Origin of the sequence: Bradyrhizobium sp. BR13661 (assembly GCF_029892425.1) — a bacterium.
In the GTDB taxonomy this organism is placed as follows: domain Bacteria; phylum Pseudomonadota; class Alphaproteobacteria; order Rhizobiales; family Xanthobacteraceae; genus Bradyrhizobium.
This window is the reverse complement of sequence record NZ_JARXWB010000022.1, coordinates 25,199-44,280: the sequence shown is the minus strand read 5'-3', so window position 1 is coordinate 44,280 and position 19,082 is coordinate 25,199. Positions and strand designations below refer to the sequence as shown.

Sequence of the window (19,082 nt, the reverse complement as noted above, 5' to 3'; positions counted from 1 at the left end):
ATGCGCGAGCACGGTGGAAATCTCGATCTGGCCCAGCAGCGTTTTTGCGGACGCGCCGAGGACTGGATCGATCTCTCGACCGGGATCAACCGGCTGCCCTATCCCGTGGGCGAGATATCAGCGCATCATTGGCAGGCCTTGCCGTCGCGCTCCGAGATCGAAGCGCTGCACCAGGCCGCCAGGCACGCCTATCGCACCAATGCGCCGATCGTCGCGATGGGCGGCGCGCAGGCCGCTATTCAACTGTTGCCGCAACTTGCGCCGCCCGGGCGGGCCCGCATCCTCACGCCAACTTACAACGAATATGCGCCCGTTCTCTCGGCCGCGGGATGGCAGGTCGAGGAGATGAGGGAGCTCGACGCGCTGGCGGGTGCGGATCTCTCCATCGTCGTCAATCCCAACAATCCAGACGGACGCCGTTTTTCGCCGAAGGATCTGCTGGCGCTGTTGCCGCGTGTCGGCCATCTCGTCATTGACGAGAGTTTTGCGGATGCTGCTTCCGACCTCTCGCTCACCTCCGAAGCGGGACAGTCGGGTCTGCTGATCCTGCGTTCCTTCGGGAAGTTTTATGGTCTTGCCGGCCTGCGGCTAGGCTTCGCGATCGGCCATGCGGATGACGTAACGAAGCTCGCGGCAGCATCAGGTCCATGGCCGGTCTCGGGCGCAGCAATCGCGATCGGCTGCCGCGCCTTGCGCGATGAGGCCTGGGCGAAGGCGACGTCCGCGCGGCTTGCGCGGGACTGTGTTCGTCTCGACGAGATGGCGCAAGCGCAAGGCTGGCGGCTCGTCGGCGGCGCGCCGCTGTTTCGTCTCTACGAGACGCCCGATGCGCTTGCCGCGCAGGAGAAGCTCGCGCGCGCCCAAATCTGGTCGCGCGCCTTCGCGCAAAGTCCGACATGGCTTCGCCTTGGGCTTCCGGGCGCCGAGGCTGAATGGACGCGTCTTGCCGAGGTCCTAGCGCGCTAGCGCAAGCAGGCCTTCAACGTCGAGATGCTGTTCGATGTGATCGGCGAGGGCATCGAGCGCGCCTTCGACCCGGGCGTGATAGGGCTCGTTGCCGGCGGGAATGTCGAGCCTTGCCAGATACGCCTTGCGGAAATCATCCGACGTGAACAGGCCGTGCAGGTAGCTGCCCTGCACACGGCCATCACCGGAGATCGCGCCTTCCGGCTCGCCCTTCAGCCTGGCGAATGGCCGTGCGCGGTCCGCTCCATCGGTTTGGCCGATATGGATTTCGTAAGCCTCAATCGGCTGATCCGTCGCGGTGTGCACGGCCGCAACACGCGTCAGCGTCTTCTGCGGGCTCATCACGGTTTCCACATCCAGAAGGCCGAGGCCCTGCATGTCGCCGGCGGGACCTTCGATGCCGTCGGGATCGGAGACGCTGCGCCCCAGCATCTGATAGCCACCGCAGAGGCCGAGCACATGGCCACCGCGACGATAATGCGCGAAGAGGTCGATGTCCCAGCCCTGCGCGCGCAGGAAAGCGAGATCGCCGCGCGTGGACTTCGAGCCGGGAATAATGACTAACCTGACGTCGCCCGGAATCGCTTCGCCCGGGCGCACCATCACGAGATCGATGCTCGCCTCGAGTTTCAGCGGATCGAGATCGTCGAAATTGGCGATCCGCGACAGCGCGAGGCACGCAATCTTGGTCCGGCCGGGCTTGCGCGCATCGCTGAGGCCGAGCGCGTCCTCGGCCGGCAGCTCGCCGGCGCGCGCGAACCAGGGCAGCACGCCGAAGCCGCGCCATGCGGTCTTTTGCGCAATCAGCCTGTAGCCGTCGTCGAACAGCGTGGGATCGCCGCGGAACTTGTTGATGACAAAACCCTGGATCATCGCGGCATCGTCGGGGTCGATCACCGTCTTGATGCCGACGAGCTGGGCGATGACGCCGCCGCGGTCGATGTCGCCGACCAGCACCACCGGCACATCGGCCTTGCGGGCAAAACCCATATTGGCGATGTCGGCCTTGCGCAAATTCACTTCGGCCGGGCTGCCGGCGCCTTCGACCAGCACCAGATCCGCGCGCGCCTTCAGCCGCTCAAAGCTCTCCAGCACCGCGCCCATCAAGGAAGGCTTCATCGCCGCATATTCGCGCGCGCGAGCGGTCGCGATGCGCTTGCCATGCACGATCACCTGGGCACCGACGTCGGTCTCCGGCTTGAGCAGCACCGGGTTCATGTCGGTGTGCGGCTCGACGCCGGCGGCGAGCGCCTGCAGCGCCTGGGCGCGCCCGATCTCGCCCCCGTCGACGGTCACGGCAGCGTTGTTCGACATGTTTTGCGGCTTGAAGGGCAGCACGCGCTGGCCGCGGCGCGTGAAGGCGCGCGCGAGGCCTGCGACAATGAGCGACTTGCCCACGTCCGAGCCGGCCCCCTGGATCATCAGCGCGCGTGCCATCGCAGTCAGAACTCGACGCCGGGCTGCGCCTTGATGCCGGAGCGGAACGGGTGCTTCACCAGCGTCATCTCGGTGACGAGATCGGCGATCTCGATCAGCTCGTCTTTCGCGTTGCGGCCGGTGAGCACGACATGCGTCATCGGCGGCTTCGAGGTCTTCAGGAACTCGACGATTTCGGCGATGTCGAGATAGTCGTAGCGCAGCGCGATGTTGATCTCGTCGAGCACGACCATGCGCAAGCCCTCATCGAGAATCAGCTCCTTCGCCTTCTCCCAGCCGGCGCGCGCCGCCGCGATGTCGCGGGCGCGATCCTGTGTCTCCCAGGTGAAGCCTTCACCCATGGCGTGGAACTGGCAGAGCTCGCCGAAATGGCCGGTGAGCAGGCGCCGCTCGCCGGTGTCCCAGGCTCCCTTGATGAACTGCACGACCGCGCAGGGGAAGCCGTGGGCGACGCAGCGCACGATCATGCCGAAGGCGGAAGACGACTTGCCCTTGCCGGCCCCCGTGTGGACGATGATGAGGCCTTTTTCGCCGCTCTTGGTCGCCATGATCTTGTCGCGGGCGACCTTGATCTTCGCCATTTTTGCAGCGTGTTTGGCGTCGGCTGCGTCGGCCGTTTGGGTATCCGGTTCAGGCGTCATCGTATCCGGTCCTTCGGCTTGACAAGAGGCGGCCGGGGGCAAATGGTGGCCCGGCGTTGGTTCCTGTCCTATGACAGGCGAAGAGGGAATGCGATAGGGTCCGAATCGGCGAGATTTGGCTCCAAAATGCAGCCGCCCCCGCGACCGTGACCGGAGAGATGCCCAAAGCCACTGGTTCCCCTGGGGGATCGGGAAGGCGGGGATCGAAGGGGAAACCCTGCTCCGCAAGCCGGGAGACCTGCCAGCGCGGACGATTTTTGGACCGGCGGACGGGGTGTTCCGCGACGGGGAAGCGGGCCTGTTTCTGACCGGCCCGTGCGCCTCTTCGCCTCCCGCTGATACTTCTGGAAGAGGCGATGACTGTCACACTGCATGTCTGCATCACCTGCAAAGCCGGGCAGACGCTCGGCGAGGGCGAAGTCACGCCCGGCAAGCGCCTGCATGGCGCGATCCTCGAGGCCGGCGTGCCCGAAGGCGTGACAGTGGTTCCCGTCGAATGCCTGTCTGCCTGCAGCCAAGGCTGCTCGGTCGCGCTCAGCGCGCCCGGCCGCTGGTCTTATGTCTATGGCCGCCTCTCTGACGCCCACGCACAGGACGTCGTCGCCGGCGCCGCTGCTTATGCTGCCGCGCCCGACGGTCTCGTGCCCTGGCGCAGCCGGCCCGAAATCTTCCGCAAGCAGTCGCTTGCGCGCATTCCCCCCATTGCCGTGTTGCCGGAGGCCGCCGAATGAACTCGCTCGCAAAAGTCCCTGTTACGGTGGTCACCGGTTTTCTCGGCTCCGGCAAGACGACGCTGATTCAGCATCTGCTCAGCAATCCCAATGGCAAGAAGCTCGCGGTGCTCGTCAACGAGTTCGGCAGCGAAGGTGTCGATGGCGAGATCCTGAAGTCCTGCGCCGATGCGAACTGCCCGGAAGAGAACATCATCGAGCTCGCCAATGGCTGCATCTGCTGCACCGTTGCCGACGACTTCATTCCGACCATGGAGAAGCTGCTCGCGCGTCCTGTGAAGCCCGATCACATCCTGATCGAGACCTCAGGTCTGGCGCTGCCAAAACCGCTGCTGAAGGCGTTCGACTGGCCGGAGATCCGCTCGCGCATCACCGTCGATGGCGTGATCGCGCTGGCCGATGCCGAGGCTGTTGCCGCCGGCCGTTTCGCGCCTGACCCGGATGCGGTGGAAGCGCAGCGCGCGGCGGATGAAAATCTCGATCACGAGACGCCGCTGTCCGAAGTGTTCGAGGACCAGATCGCCTGCGCCGACATCGTGCTGCTGACCAAGGCCGATCTCGCGGGTGCTGCGGGCATTGAAGCCGCCAAGGCTGTCATCACGGCCGAGATGACACGTCGCGTGCCGATGCTGCCGATCACCGACGGCGCGATCGATGCGCGTGTCATCCTCGGCCTCGGCGCTGCCGCCGAAAACGATCTCGCCGCGCGTCCCTCGCACCATGATGGCGAGGAGGAGCACGAGCATGACGACTTTGCCTCCGTCGTGATCGATATCCCCGAAGTAACCGATGTCGATGCACTGGTCGCATCGGTCCAGAAGCTAGCGCGTGAGCAGAACGTGCTGCGCGCCAAGGGCTACATCGCGGTCGCGGGCAAGCCGATGCGGCTGCTGCTGCAAGCGGTCGGCGAGCGCGTGCGCCATCAGTTCGACAAGCCCTGGGGCGCAGGTCTCAGGCAGTCGAAGCTGGTCGTGATCGGCGAGCACGGCGATATCGATGAAGCCGCAATCAGAGCGGGATTGGGAGTCTGATGCACGTCGTCTTCCGCGAGAGCCGCGGTCTGGAGGAGACCGCGACGCCAAGGGACATCGGCCAGGACCCGGCCGATCTCGTGGTGCTCTCGTTCTCGGACTCGGACCTGGCGGCGTTTGCGGCAGGCTGGCGGCGCGGTCGCGACAGCTTGCCGTCGCTGCGGCTCGCCAATCTCGCGGAATTGCGTCATCCGCTCTCGGTCGACACCTATATCGAACGCACGCTGTCGCAGGCGCGCGGCATTCTGGTGCGGCTGATCGGCGGAGAGTCCTATTGGGCGTACGGTCTCACGGCGCTCCAGCAGCTCGCCAAGGATCGCAACATTGCGCTCGCCGTGCTGCCGGCCGATGGCCGCGACGACATCAGGCTCGATGCATACTCGACCTTGCCGGTCTCGACGCTGCGGCGCCTCAAAGTGCTCTGCGACACGGGCGGTCCGGTCGCGGCGCAAGCCGCGATCGCTCAGCTTGCGCTCGCCTCGGGTCTCTATGCCGGGCCAGTCGCTGGCGAGATGGCCGTGCCTGAAATGGGCTTTTATGATCTCGCACGCGGTGTGATTGCGGCGCCAGTGGCGAGCGAGGGGAAGCCGCATGCGCTGGTGACGTTCTATCGATCTTATCTCACGGCCGCCGATACCGGCCCCGTCGATGCGCTGATCGCAGCACTCCGCGACAAGGGCTTTGATGCCTGTGGCATGTTCGTCACGTCGCTCAAGGCCCCAGGCGTCGCGGATTGGCTGCGCACCTATCTGGGACAACATCCGCCCGCAGCGATCGTCAATGCGACGGCGTTCTCGGCAATGGGCGACGACGGCACGACGCCGTTCGATGCCGCGTCGTGTCCTGTGTTCCAGGTCGCGCTCTCATCGGCGCGGCGTGAGGACTGGGCGGAATCTCTGCGCGGCCTGTCGCCCGGCGATCTCGCGATGCATGTGGTGCTGCCCGAGGTCGATGGCCGTCTGTTCGCGGGCGTGGTGAGTTTCAAATCGGCCTCGATACGTGATCCCGACCTGCAAATTTCACATCTGGCCCACAGGCCGGATGAGGGGCGCGTGAAGGCTGTCGCCGCGCGCGTTGCGGCCTGGCGCCGCCTTGCAGAAAAGCCGACCGCCGAAAAGCATTTGGCCATCGTGCTCTCGAACTATCCGGGACGTCCGCACCAGATTGCGCACGCCGTTGGCCTTGACGCGCTGGCTTCGGTTGAAGCGCTGGTGTCCGATCTCGCCGAGGCCGGCTTCAATGTCGTACCAGTCAAAGCGCTTGGCGAGAGGCTGCTCAAGCAACATTTGACCTGGAAGGTCGCCGCCTACCGCGCGGCACTCGCGCGCCTGCCGCAGATCTTGCAGGACGATCTTGCGCAAGCCTGGGGTACGCCGGAGAGTGATCCGAGCTGCCGCGATGGCGCGTTCCACTTCGCCGCGCTTCCCTGCGGCCGGTCGATCATCGCGGTCCAGCCGGAGCGTGGCGATGCGGCCACCCGCGATAACGACTATCACGATCTCGCCCGCACGCCGCGTCACGCTTATGTCGCGTTCTATCTCTGGCTCCGCGAGCAGGGGTGTGATGCCGTCGTGCACATGGGCGCGCATGGCACACTGGAGTGGCTGCCGGGCAAATCCGTGGCGCTGTCATCGAGCTGCTGGCCGGAAGCGCTGATCGGCGATCTGCCTGTCGTCTATCCCTTCATCGTCAACGATCCCGGCGAGGCCGCGCAGGCCAAGCGGCGCATCGGCGCTGTGACCATCGGCCATTTGCCGCCGCCGCTCGAACAATCCGCGGTGCCGGAGGGACTGCGCCGGCTCGAACGTCTGCTCGACGAATATTCGACCGCCGACGGTCTCGACCCCGCCCGTCGTCAACGCCTGATCGCCGCGATCCGTGACGAGGCGCGCGCTGCGGGCCTTGAAGAGGATCTCGGCCTCGATGCCGCGGCCGCGCCGGCCGAAGCGATCCCCCGCATTGATCGCTTCGTCTGCGATCTCAAGGAGAGCCAGTTCGGCGACGGCCTGCATGTGTTCGGCCGCGGTGCCTGCGGCGATGCCGAACGGGATGCGCTCCGTGCTGCACTCGCGGGACAGCGCGTTGCACCGGGCCCGTCTGGCTCGCCTTATCGCGGACGTCAGGACGTGCTGCCCACGGGACGCAATCTATTTACCGTCGATCCGCGCGCGGTGCCGACGCCGTCGGCGCATGCGCAGGGGATAAAACTCGCCGAAGAGCTGCTGCGCCGTCATTTGCAGGATCACGGCGACTGGCCGAAAGGCCTCGTGGTCGATCTCTGGGGCTCGGCAACGATGCGCACCGCCGGCGAAGAGTTCGCAATGGCGCTGCATTTGGCCGGCCTTGCGCCGCGCTGGGATCACGCCTCCGGCCGCGTCACCGGCTACGACATCATCGCGCCGGCCGAGCTCGGCCGTCCCCGCATCGACGTCACGCTGCGTGTGTCTGGCCTCTTCCGCGATGTCTTCGCGGGCCTTGCGCAGATGTTCGAGGCTGCTGCCGGGGCGCTTGCCTCGCGCGAAGACGAGGGCGGCGAAAATCCCTATCGTCATCGCGCTTCCCGCGTGTTCGCGCCGCGACCTGGACAATATGGCGTTGGCCTCTCGGCCATCCCCGATGCTTTTACGCCTGAGACGCGCGATGCCGCGGGTGAAGCCTGGCTGTCGGCATCGTCCTGGGCGTTTTCCGCCGATGGCGAGATCAAGTCAGATCGCTCCGGCATCGAGCAGCGACTCGCATCTGCCGATGCCTTTGTCCACACCCAGGATCTGCCGGAGACCGATCTGCTGCTCGCCGCCGACTACGCGGCGCATGAAGCGGGCATTGCCGCAGCTGCTGCGCATCTGGGTGCTACGAGGCCATCGCTCTATCACCTCGACACCACGCGGCCCGACGAGCCACGGGCGCGCACGCTGACCGAGGAAATCTCCCGCGTCGTCCGGGCCCGTGCGTCGAATCCGGCCTGGATCGCCGGCATGATGCGCCACGGCTTTCGCGGCGCCGCCGAGATCTCAGCGACGCTCGAACATATGGCCGCCTTCGCGCATCTTGCCGGCGCCGTGCCGCCGCATCTGTTCGATCTTTATTATGATGCGACGCTCGGTGATGCCGAAATCCGCGCCTTCATGGCGCGCGAGAATCCGACGGCGCTTGCCGCGATGGAGACCTGCTTCACGCGCCTGCACGAAGCCTCCCTCTGGCGGACGCGCCGCAATTCGATCGCGGCGGCGCTGAAGGAGGCGTCATGAGCGCCGCATCAGTCAAGGGCTGGTGTCCCGGCGCGTTGCGGCCGATGCAATCGGGCGACGGCCTCGTGGTCCGCGTGCGCCCGTTCGGTGGCCGGCTCGATGCAGACCAGACCGCGGGCCTGGCGCATCTCGCCGAGCGCCACGGCAATGGCCTGATCGACGTGACCAGCCGCGCCAATCTCCAGATCAGGGGCGTCAGCGAGACCAGCCACCGGCCGTTGCTCGACGGTCTCGCGCAGCTGAATTTGCTCGACCCTGATACCGGCACTGAATCCCGGCGCAACATTCTGGTCACCCCGTTCTGGCGCGATGGCGACGAGACCCAGGCGCTTGCCGCCGAGCTCGAAGAGGCGCTCGCGGACTCCATGCTCGAGCTCCCGACAAAATTCGGTTTCGCCGTCGATGACGGCAAGTCGCGCGTGCTCGCGGGTAATTCCGCCGATGTGCGGATCGAACGTGATGCCGCCGGCGGTCTTGTGGTGCGCGCAGATGGCGCCAGGCTCGGCCGCAACGTCGCGCGCGGAGAGGCGGTGAACACCGCGCTCGCGTTTGCAAGCTGGTTCGCCGCGTCCGGCGGGCGGGCGCGCATGGCAACGCATCTGGCGGCTGGCGCCAAATTGCCCGAGGCCTTGCACGGCGAGGCTGAGCCGGCAACCATCATGGCGGCAGCTCGCCCCGGGCTTTATCCGCAAGGCGCCTTGGTCGGTATTGCCTTCGGGCAGATGCCGCATACGACGCTCAATCAGCTCTCCGGTTGCGGGCATGCGCTACGCATGACGCCGTGGCGGATGGTCCTGAGCGAAGGCAAGCGGACGATGCCGTCAGCGTCCGGCTTGATCACGGAGGCCTACGATCCGGCGCTGCGCGTCATCGCCTGCAGCGGTGCGCCGCGCTGCCGCGAGGCCCATGCCGACACTCGCGGGCTGGCCGCGGCGCTGGCACCGAACATCGGCGGGGCTGAGCGGCTTCACGTGTCGGGCTGCGCCAAGGGCTGCGCCCATTCCGGCGCGGCCGCGATCACGCTGGTCGCGACGCCCGCGGGATTCGATCTCGTGCGCGGCGGATCGACCCGCGATGCACCGATCCTGCGTGGTCTCGACCGCGACGACATCGTCCGCAATCCCTCCATCCTGATGGGAGGGCATTGATGCCGCACACATACGAGACCGACGGCGCGGCGATCTACCGGCAATCCTTCGCCACCATCCGGGCCGAGGCCGATCTGGCGCGCTTCACGCCTGATGAGGAGCAGGTCGTGGTGCGGATGATCCACGCCGCCGGCATGGTCGGCCTCGAGGCGCATATCCGCTTCACGCCTGATATGGCGACTATCGCGCGCGCGGCCTTGCAGAAGGGCGCCCCGATCCTGTGCGATGCGCGCATGGTCTCGGAGGGAATTACGCGTGCGAGATTACCTGCGGCGAATGCCGTCATCTGCACGCTTGGCGACGAGGCCGTTCCTGCGCTCGCGCAATCCATGCGCAACACGCGCTCGGCTGCGGCGCTCGAGCTGTGGCGCCCGCATCTCGATGGCGCCATCGTCGCAATCGGCAATGCGCCGACCGCGCTGTTTCATCTGCTCAACATGCTTGAGGACCAAAACTGTCCGCGCCCTGCGGCGATCATCGGCTGCCCCGTCGGATTCGTCGGTGCGGCCGAATCCAAGGCCGCGTTGATGGCCGATCCGCCCGTGCCGGCATTGACGGTCGAGGGCCGCCTCGGCGGCTCCGCGATCACGGTCGCCGCCGTGAACGCGCTGGCGAGCCGGAGCGAATAGCCATGGGACGCATCATCTGCTGCGGTCTCGGCCCCGGTGATCCTGATCTGATGAGCGTGCGCGCCGACCGGACGGTGCGTGGCGCGAAGCACGTCGCGTATTTCCGCAAGAAGGGCCGGCCCGGCCAGGCGCGGCGCATCGTCGAGGGCATGCTCGCTGCCGACGTCACCGAATATCCCATGGAATATCCGGTCACCACCGAAATCGCCTTCGACAGCGCCGACTATGTGCAGTTGCTGGCCGGCTTCTACGACGAATGGGCCGAGCGCCTGGCGCGGCTCGCGCGCGCCGTCGACGTCATCGTGCTCTGCGAGGGCGACCCTTATTTCTACGGCTCCTTCATGCACCTGCACACGCGCCTGCAAGGCCGTGTTGAGATCGAGGTGATCGCCGGCATTCCCGGCATGGTCGGCTGCTGGAACGGCGTCGGTCAGCCGATCGCGCTCGGCGACGACGTGACGACGGTGCTGATGGGCACGCTTGCTGAAGCCGAACTCGCACGCCGCATGCGCGATTCCGATGCGCTTGTGATCATGAAGACCGGGCGCAATCTCGCAAAAGTGCGGCGCGCGCTCGCATCGGCCGGACGGCTGGATGACGCCTGGCTGGTTGAACGCGGAACCATGCCGGGCGAGCGCGTGGTGCGGCTCGCCGAGATCGATGCCACTGAGTGTCCTTACTTCGCGATCGTGCTCGTGCACGGCAAAGGCCGGCTTCCGGACGCCGCCGAATGACGGGCACGCTGACCATCGCGGGGCTCGGCCCGGGCAGCGATGCGCTGGTGACGCCGGAGGTCTCCGCCGCGCTGGCCGCCGCGACCGATATTTTGGGATACGCACCCTATGTCGCGCGCGTGGCGCCGCGGGCCGGTCTCACGCTGCATCCGTCCGACAATCGCGAGGAGCTGCAGCGTGCAAGCGAGGCGCTGCGGCTCGCGGCGGAAGGCCGACAGGTCGTCGTCGTCTCCTCCGGCGACCCCGGCGTCTTCGCGATGGCGTCGGCGGTGTTCGAGGCACTGGAACAGGCGCCGCAATATCACGAGCTGCCGATCCGCGTGCTGCCGGGCATCACGGCAATGCTGGCGGCGGCCGCACGCGCGGGCGCGCCGCTTGGCCACGACTTCTGTGCGATCAATCTCTCGGACAATCTCAAGCCATGGGCGGTGATCGAAAAACGGCTGCGGCTCGCCGCGGAGGCTGACTTTTCCATCGCAATGTACAATCCGCGGTCGGCCAGCCGGCCGGAAGGATTTGGCCGCGCGCTGACAGTGTTGAAAGAAGCCGGCTGCGGTGAGCGCCTTATGATCTTCGCGCGCGCGATCAGCGCGCCCGACGAGAAGATCGAGACCGTCGAGCTCAAGGATGCGACGCCCGAGATGGCCGACATGCGCACGCTCGTCATCGTCGGCAATTCGCAGACGCGCCGCGTCGGCCGCTGGGTCTATGCGCCGAGGCAGGTCCGATGATCAAGCCACTGCATCACCTCAGCAACGCTCTCCGCGCGGTGCCGTTCGGGCAGCTTTGGTCGCGAGATCATGATCACGGGCAGGCCGAGCATGCGGGCTGCGTCGATCTTGGCGCGCGCGCCATTGCCGCCGGAATTGCGGGCTACGACCCAACCGATGCCGCGCATGCGCATCATCTCCAGCTCTCCGTCGAGCGTGAACGGCCCGCGCGACACGATGACATCAGCTTCGAAAGGCAAGGGCGCTTCCGGCGGATCCACGAACCGCAGCGTATAGGCGTGCTGGGGTCGCGTCGCGAACGGCGCGATGTGCTGGCGTCCGATGGCAAGGAACACGCGTGCGGGCGTTTGGAGAAGAGCGGCCACCGCCGCATTGACGTCATCGGCTTCGATCCAGATATCGCCGGGCGCCCGGGCCCAGGGCGCGCGTTCCAGCGCGATCAGCGGCGTTCCGGCTTTCGCGCACGCTGCAATGGCATTGCGGCTCATCTCGGCAGCAAAGGGATGCGTCGCGTCGATCACATGCGTGATACCTTCGGTGCGGATGTAATCGACAAGCCCGCTCGCGCCGCCAAAGCCGCCGATGCGGGTCGGCAACGGCTGATCGGCCGGCGCGCGGGTGCGGCCGCCATAGGAGTAGACGGCATCAAGACCAGCGCGCGCGATCTCCGCGGCGAGCAAATTCGCGTCGGCAATTCCGCCCAGAATAAGGGCGCGCATCATGGCTGATCCTTTGGCTAATCCATGGCTGACCATCATCGGCATCGGCGAAGATGGCCTTGCCGGGCTGTCGGACGCAAGTCGAAAGGCGCTTGCCAGCGCGGAAACCGTGTTCGGCGGCGAACGCCACCTCGCGCTTGCAGACGTGGGAAGCCGCGGCCGCGCGTGGCCGGTGCCGTTTGATGCAGATGTCGTGCTGAGCTTTCGCGGCCGGCCGACGGTGGTGCTTGCCTCCGGCGATCCGTTCTGGCACGGCGCCGGCGCGGGCTTGGCCGAGAAGCTCGATGCCGGCGAGTGGATCGCGCATTCGGCCGCGTCGACGTTTTCGCTTGCCGCCGCGCGGCTGGGCTGGCGCCTCGAATCCGCCATTTGCCTCGGGCTTCACGCCGCCCCGTTCGAGCGCCTCGTGCCGCATCTCTTGCGGGGCGCGCGGATCATCTGTCTCGTGCGTGACGGCAAGGCCGCCGGCGATCTCGCAAAATGGCTGAGCGCGCGTGGATGGGGCGCCTCGGCCTTCTGGACTCTCGCCGCGCTCGGCGGGCCTCGCGAAGGCATTTTGGAGCATCGTGCCGACGGCTTTGCCGGCGATCTCGCCGAAAACCTGGTCGCGGTGGCGCTGGAGGCGAGGGGAACACGGGGCATCCCCCGCAGCTCGGGCCTTTCGGATGATCTCTTCGTCCATGACGGCCAGATCACGAAACGACCGGTGCGCGCGCTTGCGATGTCGGCGCTGGCACCGCGTCCCGGCGAGCTCCTGTGGGACATCGGCGCAGGTTCCGGCTCGATCTCGGTCGAGTGGGCGCTGTGCGGCGGCACTACGACGGCGATCGAAGCGCGCGAGGATCGCGCCGAAAATATCCGCAACAACGCCCGCGCGTTCGGACTGGCGCATCGGATCACCGTGGTGGCAGGACAGGCGCCCGAAGCGCTCGCTGCGCTGGACGCACCTGATGCCGTCTTCATCGGCGGTGGTCTCGATCGCGCGATGTTCGATGCCATCTGGTCCCGACTGGTGCCGGGGACGCGGCTCGTCGCGCATTCCGTGACACTGGAGACAGAGGCGCTGCTTGGCGAACTGCATCAGTGCCACGGCGGCGAGCTGATGCGGGTCGAGATCGCGCATGCCGCTCCGCTGGGCCGTTATCGCTCGTGGGCGGCGGTGCGGCCGGTGGTGCAGTGGAGTGCGGTGCGATGAAGGTCGCCGGGCTCGGCTTCAAGAAGGATGTGACGCTGGCCTCGCTGCGCGAGGCGCTCGTGGCGGCCGGTGGTCCCGACGGCCTTGCGGCGGTCGCGACCGTCAGCGACAAGGCCGATGCGGAACCGCTGAAGCAACTTGCGCGTGAATGCGGTGTGCCGATCAGGAGCGTCCCGGCCGAAACGCTGGCCGGTATCGCCACGCCGACGCAGTCGCAGTTGATCACCGAAAAATTCGGCACGGGATCGGTCGCGGAGGCGGCGGCGCTCGCCGCGGCGGGGCCCCGCGCGCGATTGATCACGACGCGCACGGTCTCGCAGGATCGCACCGCGACCGCGGCGATCGCCGAAGGAGACGGCCCATGACGGTGCATTTCATCGGCGCCGGACCCGGCGCCCCCGATCTTCTCACCTTGCGCGGGCGCGATCTCATTGCAGCCTGTCCGGTCTGCCTCTACGCCGGCTCGCTGGTGCCGGAGGGCGTGCTGGCGCATTGCCCGCCCGGCGCACGCATCGTCAACACCGCGCCGTTGTCGCTCGACGAAATCATCGCCGAGATTTTTGCCGCGCATGCGGAGGGCAAGGACGTCGCGCGGCTGCATTCCGGCGATCTCTCGATCTGGTCGGCGATGGGCGAGCAGATCAGGCGCCTGCGTGCGGCTGGCATCCCCTTCACGGTCACGCCCGGCGTGCCGTCATTCGCCGCCGCCGCGGCAGCCCTCGAAGCTGAGCTGACGTTGCCGGGCCTTGCACAATCGGTCGTGCTGACGCGCACGCCGGGCCGCGCCAGCGCGATGCCCGAGGGTGAGACGCTCGCCGCTTTCGCCGCGACCGGCGCCGTGCTCGCCATCCATCTGTCGGTTCATCTGCTCGACAAGGTCATCGCCGAACTGACGCCGCATTACGGCGCGGATTGCCCCGTCGCGATCGTTTGGCGCGCCAGCTGGCCGGACCAGCGCATCGTGCGCGCCACGCTGGCGACACTCGATGCTGCCGTTGCCACGGAGATGGAGCGCACCGCGCTGATCCTGGTCGGCAAGACGCTTGGTGCGGCGGATTTCGACGAGAGTCGGCTCTATGCGGCCGACTACGACCGCCGTTATCGACCCGTCGGCGCCGCGCCGCGCTTTCCGGAGGCAACGTAATGGCTGTTGGCCTCGTCATCTCCGCGCCAGCTTCGGGCGTCGGCAAGACCACGCTGACGCTGGCGCTCGCGCGTGCCTGGCGCAATCGCGGGCTGAACGTGCAGTGTTTCAAGAGCGGGCCCGACTATATCGATCCTGCCTTCCACGCCGCAGCGACGGGCCGCGCCTCCGTCAATGTCGATAGCTGGGCGATGGATCGCGCCACGATAGCGCATCTCGTCAGCCGGGGCGGCGATGCCGACATCGTGCTGGCCGAGGGCTCGATGGGCCTGTTCGACGGCGTCGCTGCCCGCGGCGTCTCCGGCACCGGTGCCACGGCCGACATTGCGGAGATGCTGGGGTGGCCGGTGGTTCTCGTGATCGATCCCTCCGGACAGGCGCAGACGGCGGCCGCGATTGCCGCCGGTCTTCGCGATTACCGCGCCGGTGTGCGCCTTGCGGGCGTGGTGCTCAACCGCATCGCAAGCCCGCGCCACGAAGACCTCGTGCGGCGGGCGCTGAGCGACATCGGGATTGCCGTGTTCGGCGCGCTGCCGCGCCACGCCGAGATCAGCCTGCCGAAGCGGCATCTCGGCCTGGTGCAGGCCGAGGAGCAGGCGGAGATCGGCAAGCTGATCGACGAGGCTGCGCGCTTCGTCGGCGAGCATGTCGATCTCGATGCGGTGCTGCAATCGGCTGCCAGCTGGTCGCCGCAACCTGCCGCGAATGGGTTGAACGTGACTCCGCCCGGCCAGCGTATTGCGCTCGCCCGCGACGCCGCGTTCTCCTTCGTTTATCCGCATATGCTGGAGGCCTGGCGCGCGGCAGGCGCGGAGATCTCGACTTTCTCGCCGCTTGCGGATGAAACGCCGGATACGAGCGCCGATGTCTGCTGGCTGCCCGGCGGCTATCCTGAGCTTCATGCCGGCAAGATCGCCGCCAACGGGCGTTTCCGCGCCGGCCTTCGGGCGTTTGCCGAGACGCGACCCGTGCACGGTGAATGCGGTGGGTATATGGTGCTGGGCTCCGCCTTGACCGACGCCGAAGGTATCAGACATGAGATGACGGGCCTGCTCGGACTGGAGACGAGCTTTGCCAAACGTCGCATGCATCTGGGCTATCGTCTCGCTGCGCTTGCAGCGCCCATGCCGGGGCATCAGGCCGGCGCGCGGCTGCGTGGTCATGAATTCCACTATTCGACGATCATCGCGCAACCCGATACGCCGTTGGCGGTCGTGCATGACGCGACGGGCGTGGTCATTGCCGAGACCGGCTCGCGGCGCGGGCACGTCACCGGCACGTTCTTCCATCTGATCGCGGAGGACCGGTGAGCGGCTTTGTCTCCTTTGTCTCCGCCGGTCCCGGCGATCCCGAGCTTCTCACGCTCAAGGGGGCCGCACGGCTGCGCGAGGCTGACGTCGTGCTCTATGACGATCTCGCCTCCGGCGCGATCCTCGACCTGGCGCGGCCGGGCGCCAATCTCGTTGCGGTCGGGAAACGAGCGGGGCGGCCGTCGACAAAGCAGCATCACGTCAACCGCCTGCTGGTCGACTATGCCGCCACAGGGTCGCGCATCGTGCGGCTGAAGTCGGGGGATGCCGGCATTTTTGGCCGGCTCGAGGAAGAGCTCGAGACGCTGCGCGAGGCCGGCATCGGCTACGAGATCATTCCAGGCGTCACCTCTGCCTGCGTGGCTGCCGCGCAAGCCGGCATTCCCCTGACACGCCGCCATACGTCGCGCCGCGTACAGTTCGTGACCGGCGCCGATGTCACCGGCGAGTTGCCGCAGGACTTGAGCTGGGCGGCGTTGGCTGATCCGGATGCGACGACCGTGGTCTATATGGGCCGGCGTACCTTTCCGGCTTTGGTCGCGAAATTGATCGAGCATGGGCTCTCGCCTGATACCCCTGCGCTGTTCGCCGAATCCCTCGGCCGCTCCGACGAGCGGCTTGTGCGAACCACGATCGCCGAGCTTGCTGAGCAGCTTGCGCGCGGCGGCGCAGCTTCCACGGCCGCCGTCATCGTGTTCGGCGCGCTGGCGGAGGGAGCATCGTGATGATGACGCTCTCCCTGATCGGCATTGGTTGCGGCGATCCCGGGCAACTCACGCGCGCCGCGATCGACGCAATCAACGCGGCCGATCTCGTCCTGATCCCGCGCAAGGGGACTGCGAAGTCCGACCTTGCCGATCTCAGGCGAACAATCTGCGTCGATGTGCTCACCAACACCGCCACGCGCATCGCCGAATTCGATCTGCCCGTGCGAGACGTGGCGGAAGCCGATTACCGCAAGGGCGTGGATGATTGGCACGACGCGGTCGCCGCAACCTGGTCGCAGACGATCGCTGATCACCTCCGCGGTGACGGCAAGGTCGCCCTGCTGATCTGGGGCGATCCCTCGCTCTACGATTCCTCGCTGCGGATCGCGCGGCGGCTCAATCCGCTGCCTGACATCGAGGTCGTGCCCGGCATCACCTCGATCCAGGCGCTGTGCGCAGTGCATGCGCTGCCGCTCAACGATATCGGCGAGCCGTTCCTGGTCACCACGGGGCGTCGTTTGCGCGAAGGCGGCTGGCCGCAGGGCGTCGACACCGTGGTGGTGATGCTCGACGGCGGCACCGCCTTCCAGTCGCTCGATCCTGCTGGAATTCACATCTGGTGGGGCGCCTATCTCGGCATGGCCGATCAGATCATTATGTCCGGCGCATTGGCCGAAATGGGCCCGCGTATCGTTTCCGCGCGGCAGGACGCGCGCGGGCGGCACGGCTGGATCATGGACAGTTACATTCTCAAGCGCAGGCCATAAGCGAGGCAGCATGCTCCCTGGATGGATCACTCGAAAGTGCCCCGAGATCTCAGCCGCTCATCGCGAGGCGGCGATCGCGCGGCAAGCACAATTGACAAAGCCGACCGGTGCGCTCGGCCGGCTCGAGCACCTCGCGATCGAGCTTGCGGGCCTGCAGGCGACCGAACGCCCTCGCGCCGCACGCGTGCCGATCATCATCTTCGCCGGCGATCACGGTATCGTCGCGCAGGGCGTGTCGGCCTATCCGCAAGCCGTGACCATTGCGATGATGGCGAATTTTGCGTCTGGCGGCGCTGCGATCTCGGTGCTGGCGCGCGAGCTTGGGTCGACGCTTGAGGTCGTCGATGTCGGCACGCTGGCGCAGGAGCAGATGCCAGGGATCGTCACGGACAGACCGCGCCGCGGCAGTCGCGATTTCAGCATCGAGCCCGCGCTCACACCGGCAGAGCTGGCTTTCGCTTTTGAAGCTGGTCAGCGCGCAGTCGCGCGCGCCGGGGCCAGCCAGCCGGATCTGCTGATCTTCGGCGAGATGGGCATCGGCAACACCACCACCTCGGCGGCGATGGCCGCGAGCCTGCTGGGCATCAGCGCCGAGGAGATCGCAGGCAACGGCACCGGCGTCGACGCAGCCGGCCGCGCCCACAAGGTGCGCGTGATCGAGGCTGCGATCGCCCGCCATGGCGTGGCCGGGGCATCGCCCGAAAGAATCCTGTGTGCCGTCGGCGGCCTCGAGATCGCGGCGATATCAGGCGCCATCATCGCGGCTGCGCAGGCGCGCATTCCCGTGTTGATCGACGGCTTCATCGTCTCTGTCGCGGCGCTCGCGGCGGTACGGCTGAATCCGTCGTGCCAGCCGTTCCTGCTGCCGTCGCATCAGTCGGCGGAGCTGGGGCATCGGCTGGTGCTGCGCGCGCTGAATGTGCAACCGCTGATCAGCCTGGATCTCAGGCTCGGCGAGGGATCGGGCGCGGCCATCGCGCTGCCGCTGGTGCGGTCCGCGTGCGCGCTCCACAATGACATGGCGACGTTCGCGCAGGCCAATGTTCCGGATCGCCCTAGCTGATCCGCTTGTTAACCGAGACGACACGCCAGCCGGTCGCGAGCCGATCGATCCGGGTCAGCGACAGCGGATCGATCACGAAACGCAACGCTGCCTGCGGCGTCAGATCGAGTGCGATGCAGAGCGCCGCGCGGATGGTGCCGGAATGCACGACGAGCGTCGCGGGCCCGGCGTCGATGCGCGCGAGGCCCCGCCGGACACGCGTGACCTGCTCTTCAAAGCTCTCGCCGCCAGGCGGCCGTCCCCGTGCGGGATCGCTCCAGAACTGCGCATAGACCTCGCCACCGCCGGCTGCGAGCTTGTCATGCCGACGGCCGGTCCACGCGCCAAAATCCTGCTCGCTGAATTCGGACATCAATTCGGGTTCAAGCCCCAGCGCACGCGCAGTCTCGATCGTGCGTCGCGAGGGGCTTGCATAGCTCGCCGCCTCGCGCGGCAGCCGCTGGCGTAGCGCCTCGAGCTGCGCGTGATTGCGCAGATCGGCCGGCGCATCATCCGCATGGATGGTCCCCGCGACGCCGTCGACGGGGGCATGCCGTATCAGCCAGAGGAAGGTCTCGCCTTCCATGCAGATCTCCTGGGTAAGTTGGCGCCTGTGGCAATATCGCGCAGCTGGCACATTGACTCTGTCTTCGCCGTAACTCTAGATGACTTTGACGGTTTCCCCGAGAGGGGATGAAAAGGGAATGCGGTGCGGGGACGTTGTCCCCAATGCCGTAGCTGCCCCCGCAACTGTAAGCGGTGAATCCTTCGTCTTTAAGCCACTGGGTCCTCGGTCCCGGGAAGGCGACGAAGCGGTCACGACCCGCGAGCCAGGAGACCTGCCGTCAGCCGTGGTCACACGCGAAGATGTCGGTCGGGGAGTACAGACATTTCGGCTTCAT

General features: G+C 67.0%; 19 protein-coding genes and 2 riboswitches. Of the genes, 15 read left to right on the top strand and 4 right to left on the bottom strand.

Annotated features, from left to right (window positions below; all coding sequences use genetic code 11):
• Nucleotides 1-966, top strand: coding sequence for a threonine-phosphate decarboxylase CobD (gene cobD, locus M2427_RS29190; RefSeq protein ID WP_280710334.1), 966 nt, complete (start codon nucleotides 1-3; stop codon nucleotides 964-966).
• Here cobD and M2427_RS29185 read toward each other — a convergent pair.
• A complete protein-coding gene (locus M2427_RS29185) occupies nucleotides 955-2,403 on the bottom strand; it encodes a cobyric acid synthase (RefSeq protein ID WP_280710333.1) in 1,449 nt (482 codons plus the stop codon). The two genes, cobD and M2427_RS29185, sit on opposite strands and share 12 nt — an antisense overlap.
• A 5-nt stretch (nucleotides 2,404-2,408) precedes the next feature.
• Entirely contained in the window at nucleotides 2,409-3,044 is a 636-nt protein-coding gene (gene cobO / locus M2427_RS29180; RefSeq protein ID WP_280710332.1) for a cob(I)yrinic acid a,c-diamide adenosyltransferase, read from the bottom strand.
• A 40-nt stretch (nucleotides 3,045-3,084) separates the two neighbouring features.
• Nucleotides 3,085-3,305: riboswitch (cobalamin riboswitch) on the top strand.
• Between the two features lie 95 nt (nucleotides 3,306-3,400).
• Between cobO and M2427_RS29175 the strand changes: the two genes are divergently transcribed.
• Genes M2427_RS29175 through cobJ form a run of 7 tightly spaced genes read left to right on the top strand, consistent with a single transcriptional unit; the run spans nucleotide 3,401 to nucleotide 11,296 of the window.
• The gene (locus M2427_RS29175) at nucleotides 3,401-3,775 is read left to right on the top strand and encodes a DUF1636 domain-containing protein (RefSeq protein WP_280710331.1); all 375 of its coding nucleotides are present in this window, start codon (nucleotides 3,401-3,403) and stop codon (nucleotides 3,773-3,775) included.
• On the top strand, nucleotides 3,772-4,806 hold the full coding sequence (gene cobW / locus M2427_RS29170; RefSeq protein ID WP_280710330.1) for a cobalamin biosynthesis protein CobW: 1,035 nt from the start codon (nucleotides 3,772-3,774) through the stop codon (nucleotides 4,804-4,806). Before M2427_RS29175 ends, cobW begins: the two co-directional genes overlap by 4 nt.
• Nucleotides 4,806-8,054 carry a cobaltochelatase subunit CobN gene (cobN, locus tag M2427_RS29165; RefSeq protein ID WP_280710329.1) on the top strand — a complete coding sequence of 1,083 codons (3,249 nt, stop codon included), beginning with the start codon at nucleotides 4,806-4,808 and terminating at the stop codon, nucleotides 8,052-8,054. Before cobW ends, cobN begins: the two co-directional genes overlap by 1 nt.
• A complete protein-coding gene (gene cobG / locus M2427_RS29160; RefSeq protein WP_280710328.1) occupies nucleotides 8,051-9,202 on the top strand; it encodes a precorrin-3B synthase in 1,152 nt (383 codons plus the stop codon). The genes cobN and cobG overlap by 4 nt, the downstream gene beginning before the upstream one ends.
• On the top strand, nucleotides 9,202-9,831 hold the full coding sequence (locus M2427_RS29155) for a precorrin-8X methylmutase (RefSeq protein WP_280710327.1): 630 nt from the start codon (nucleotides 9,202-9,204) through the stop codon (nucleotides 9,829-9,831). Before cobG ends, M2427_RS29155 begins: the two co-directional genes overlap by 1 nt.
• 2 nt (nucleotides 9,832-9,833) lie before the next feature.
• A complete protein-coding gene (locus M2427_RS29150; RefSeq protein ID WP_280710326.1) occupies nucleotides 9,834-10,565 on the top strand; it encodes a precorrin-2 C(20)-methyltransferase in 732 nt (243 codons plus the stop codon).
• Nucleotides 10,562-11,296 (top strand): precorrin-3B C(17)-methyltransferase, encoded by a 735-nt coding sequence (gene cobJ / locus M2427_RS29145; protein ID WP_280710325.1) that lies wholly within the window; start codon nucleotides 10,562-10,564, stop codon nucleotides 11,294-11,296. Before M2427_RS29150 ends, cobJ begins: the two co-directional genes overlap by 4 nt.
• Here the strand turns inward: cobJ and M2427_RS29140 are convergent.
• Complete coding sequence (locus M2427_RS29140; RefSeq protein ID WP_280710324.1) at nucleotides 11,272-12,018, bottom strand: cobalt-precorrin-6A reductase; 747 nt, start codon at nucleotides 12,016-12,018, stop codon at nucleotides 11,272-11,274. The two genes, cobJ and M2427_RS29140, sit on opposite strands and share 25 nt — an antisense overlap.
• Before the next feature lie 10 nt (nucleotides 12,019-12,028).
• Between M2427_RS29140 and cbiT the strand changes: the two genes are divergently transcribed.
• The 7 genes from cbiT to cobT are packed head-to-tail and all read left to right on the top strand — an operon-like array spanning nucleotide 12,029 to nucleotide 18,201.
• Nucleotides 12,029-13,210, top strand: coding sequence for a precorrin-6Y C5,15-methyltransferase (decarboxylating) subunit CbiT (gene cbiT / locus M2427_RS29135; RefSeq protein ID WP_280710403.1), 1,182 nt, complete (start codon nucleotides 12,029-12,031; stop codon nucleotides 13,208-13,210).
• On the top strand, nucleotides 13,207-13,575 hold the full coding sequence (locus M2427_RS29130; RefSeq protein ID WP_280710323.1) for a cobalamin biosynthesis protein: 369 nt from the start codon (nucleotides 13,207-13,209) through the stop codon (nucleotides 13,573-13,575). The genes cbiT and M2427_RS29130 overlap by 4 nt, the downstream gene beginning before the upstream one ends.
• Nucleotides 13,572-14,354 carry a precorrin-4 C(11)-methyltransferase gene (gene cobM, locus M2427_RS29125; RefSeq protein WP_280710322.1) on the top strand — a complete coding sequence of 261 codons (783 nt, stop codon included), beginning with the start codon at nucleotides 13,572-13,574 and terminating at the stop codon, nucleotides 14,352-14,354. Before M2427_RS29130 ends, cobM begins: the two co-directional genes overlap by 4 nt.
• Nucleotides 14,354-15,664, top strand: coding sequence for a cobyrinate a,c-diamide synthase (locus tag M2427_RS29120; protein ID WP_280710321.1), 1,311 nt, complete (start codon nucleotides 14,354-14,356; stop codon nucleotides 15,662-15,664). Before cobM ends, M2427_RS29120 begins: the two co-directional genes overlap by 1 nt.
• A complete protein-coding gene (cobA, locus tag M2427_RS29115) occupies nucleotides 15,661-16,389 on the top strand; it encodes a uroporphyrinogen-III C-methyltransferase (RefSeq protein WP_280710320.1) in 729 nt (242 codons plus the stop codon). The genes M2427_RS29120 and cobA overlap by 4 nt, the downstream gene beginning before the upstream one ends.
• Nucleotides 16,389-17,138, top strand: a complete 750-nt coding sequence (gene cobF, locus M2427_RS29110) for a precorrin-6A synthase (deacetylating) (RefSeq protein ID WP_280710319.1) — start codon at nucleotides 16,389-16,391, stop codon at nucleotides 17,136-17,138. Before cobA ends, cobF begins: the two co-directional genes overlap by 1 nt.
• A 10-nt stretch (nucleotides 17,139-17,148) precedes the next feature.
• Complete coding sequence (gene cobT, locus M2427_RS29105) at nucleotides 17,149-18,201, top strand: nicotinate-nucleotide--dimethylbenzimidazole phosphoribosyltransferase (RefSeq protein WP_280710318.1); 1,053 nt, start codon at nucleotides 17,149-17,151, stop codon at nucleotides 18,199-18,201.
• Here cobT and M2427_RS29100 read toward each other — a convergent pair.
• A complete protein-coding gene (locus M2427_RS29100; protein ID WP_280710317.1) occupies nucleotides 18,194-18,766 on the bottom strand; it encodes a histidine phosphatase family protein in 573 nt (190 codons plus the stop codon). The two genes, cobT and M2427_RS29100, sit on opposite strands and share 8 nt — an antisense overlap.
• A 72-nt stretch (nucleotides 18,767-18,838) precedes the next feature.
• Nucleotides 18,839-19,042, top strand: a riboswitch (cobalamin riboswitch).
• The last annotated feature ends 40 nt before the right edge of the window (nucleotides 19,043-19,082 follow it).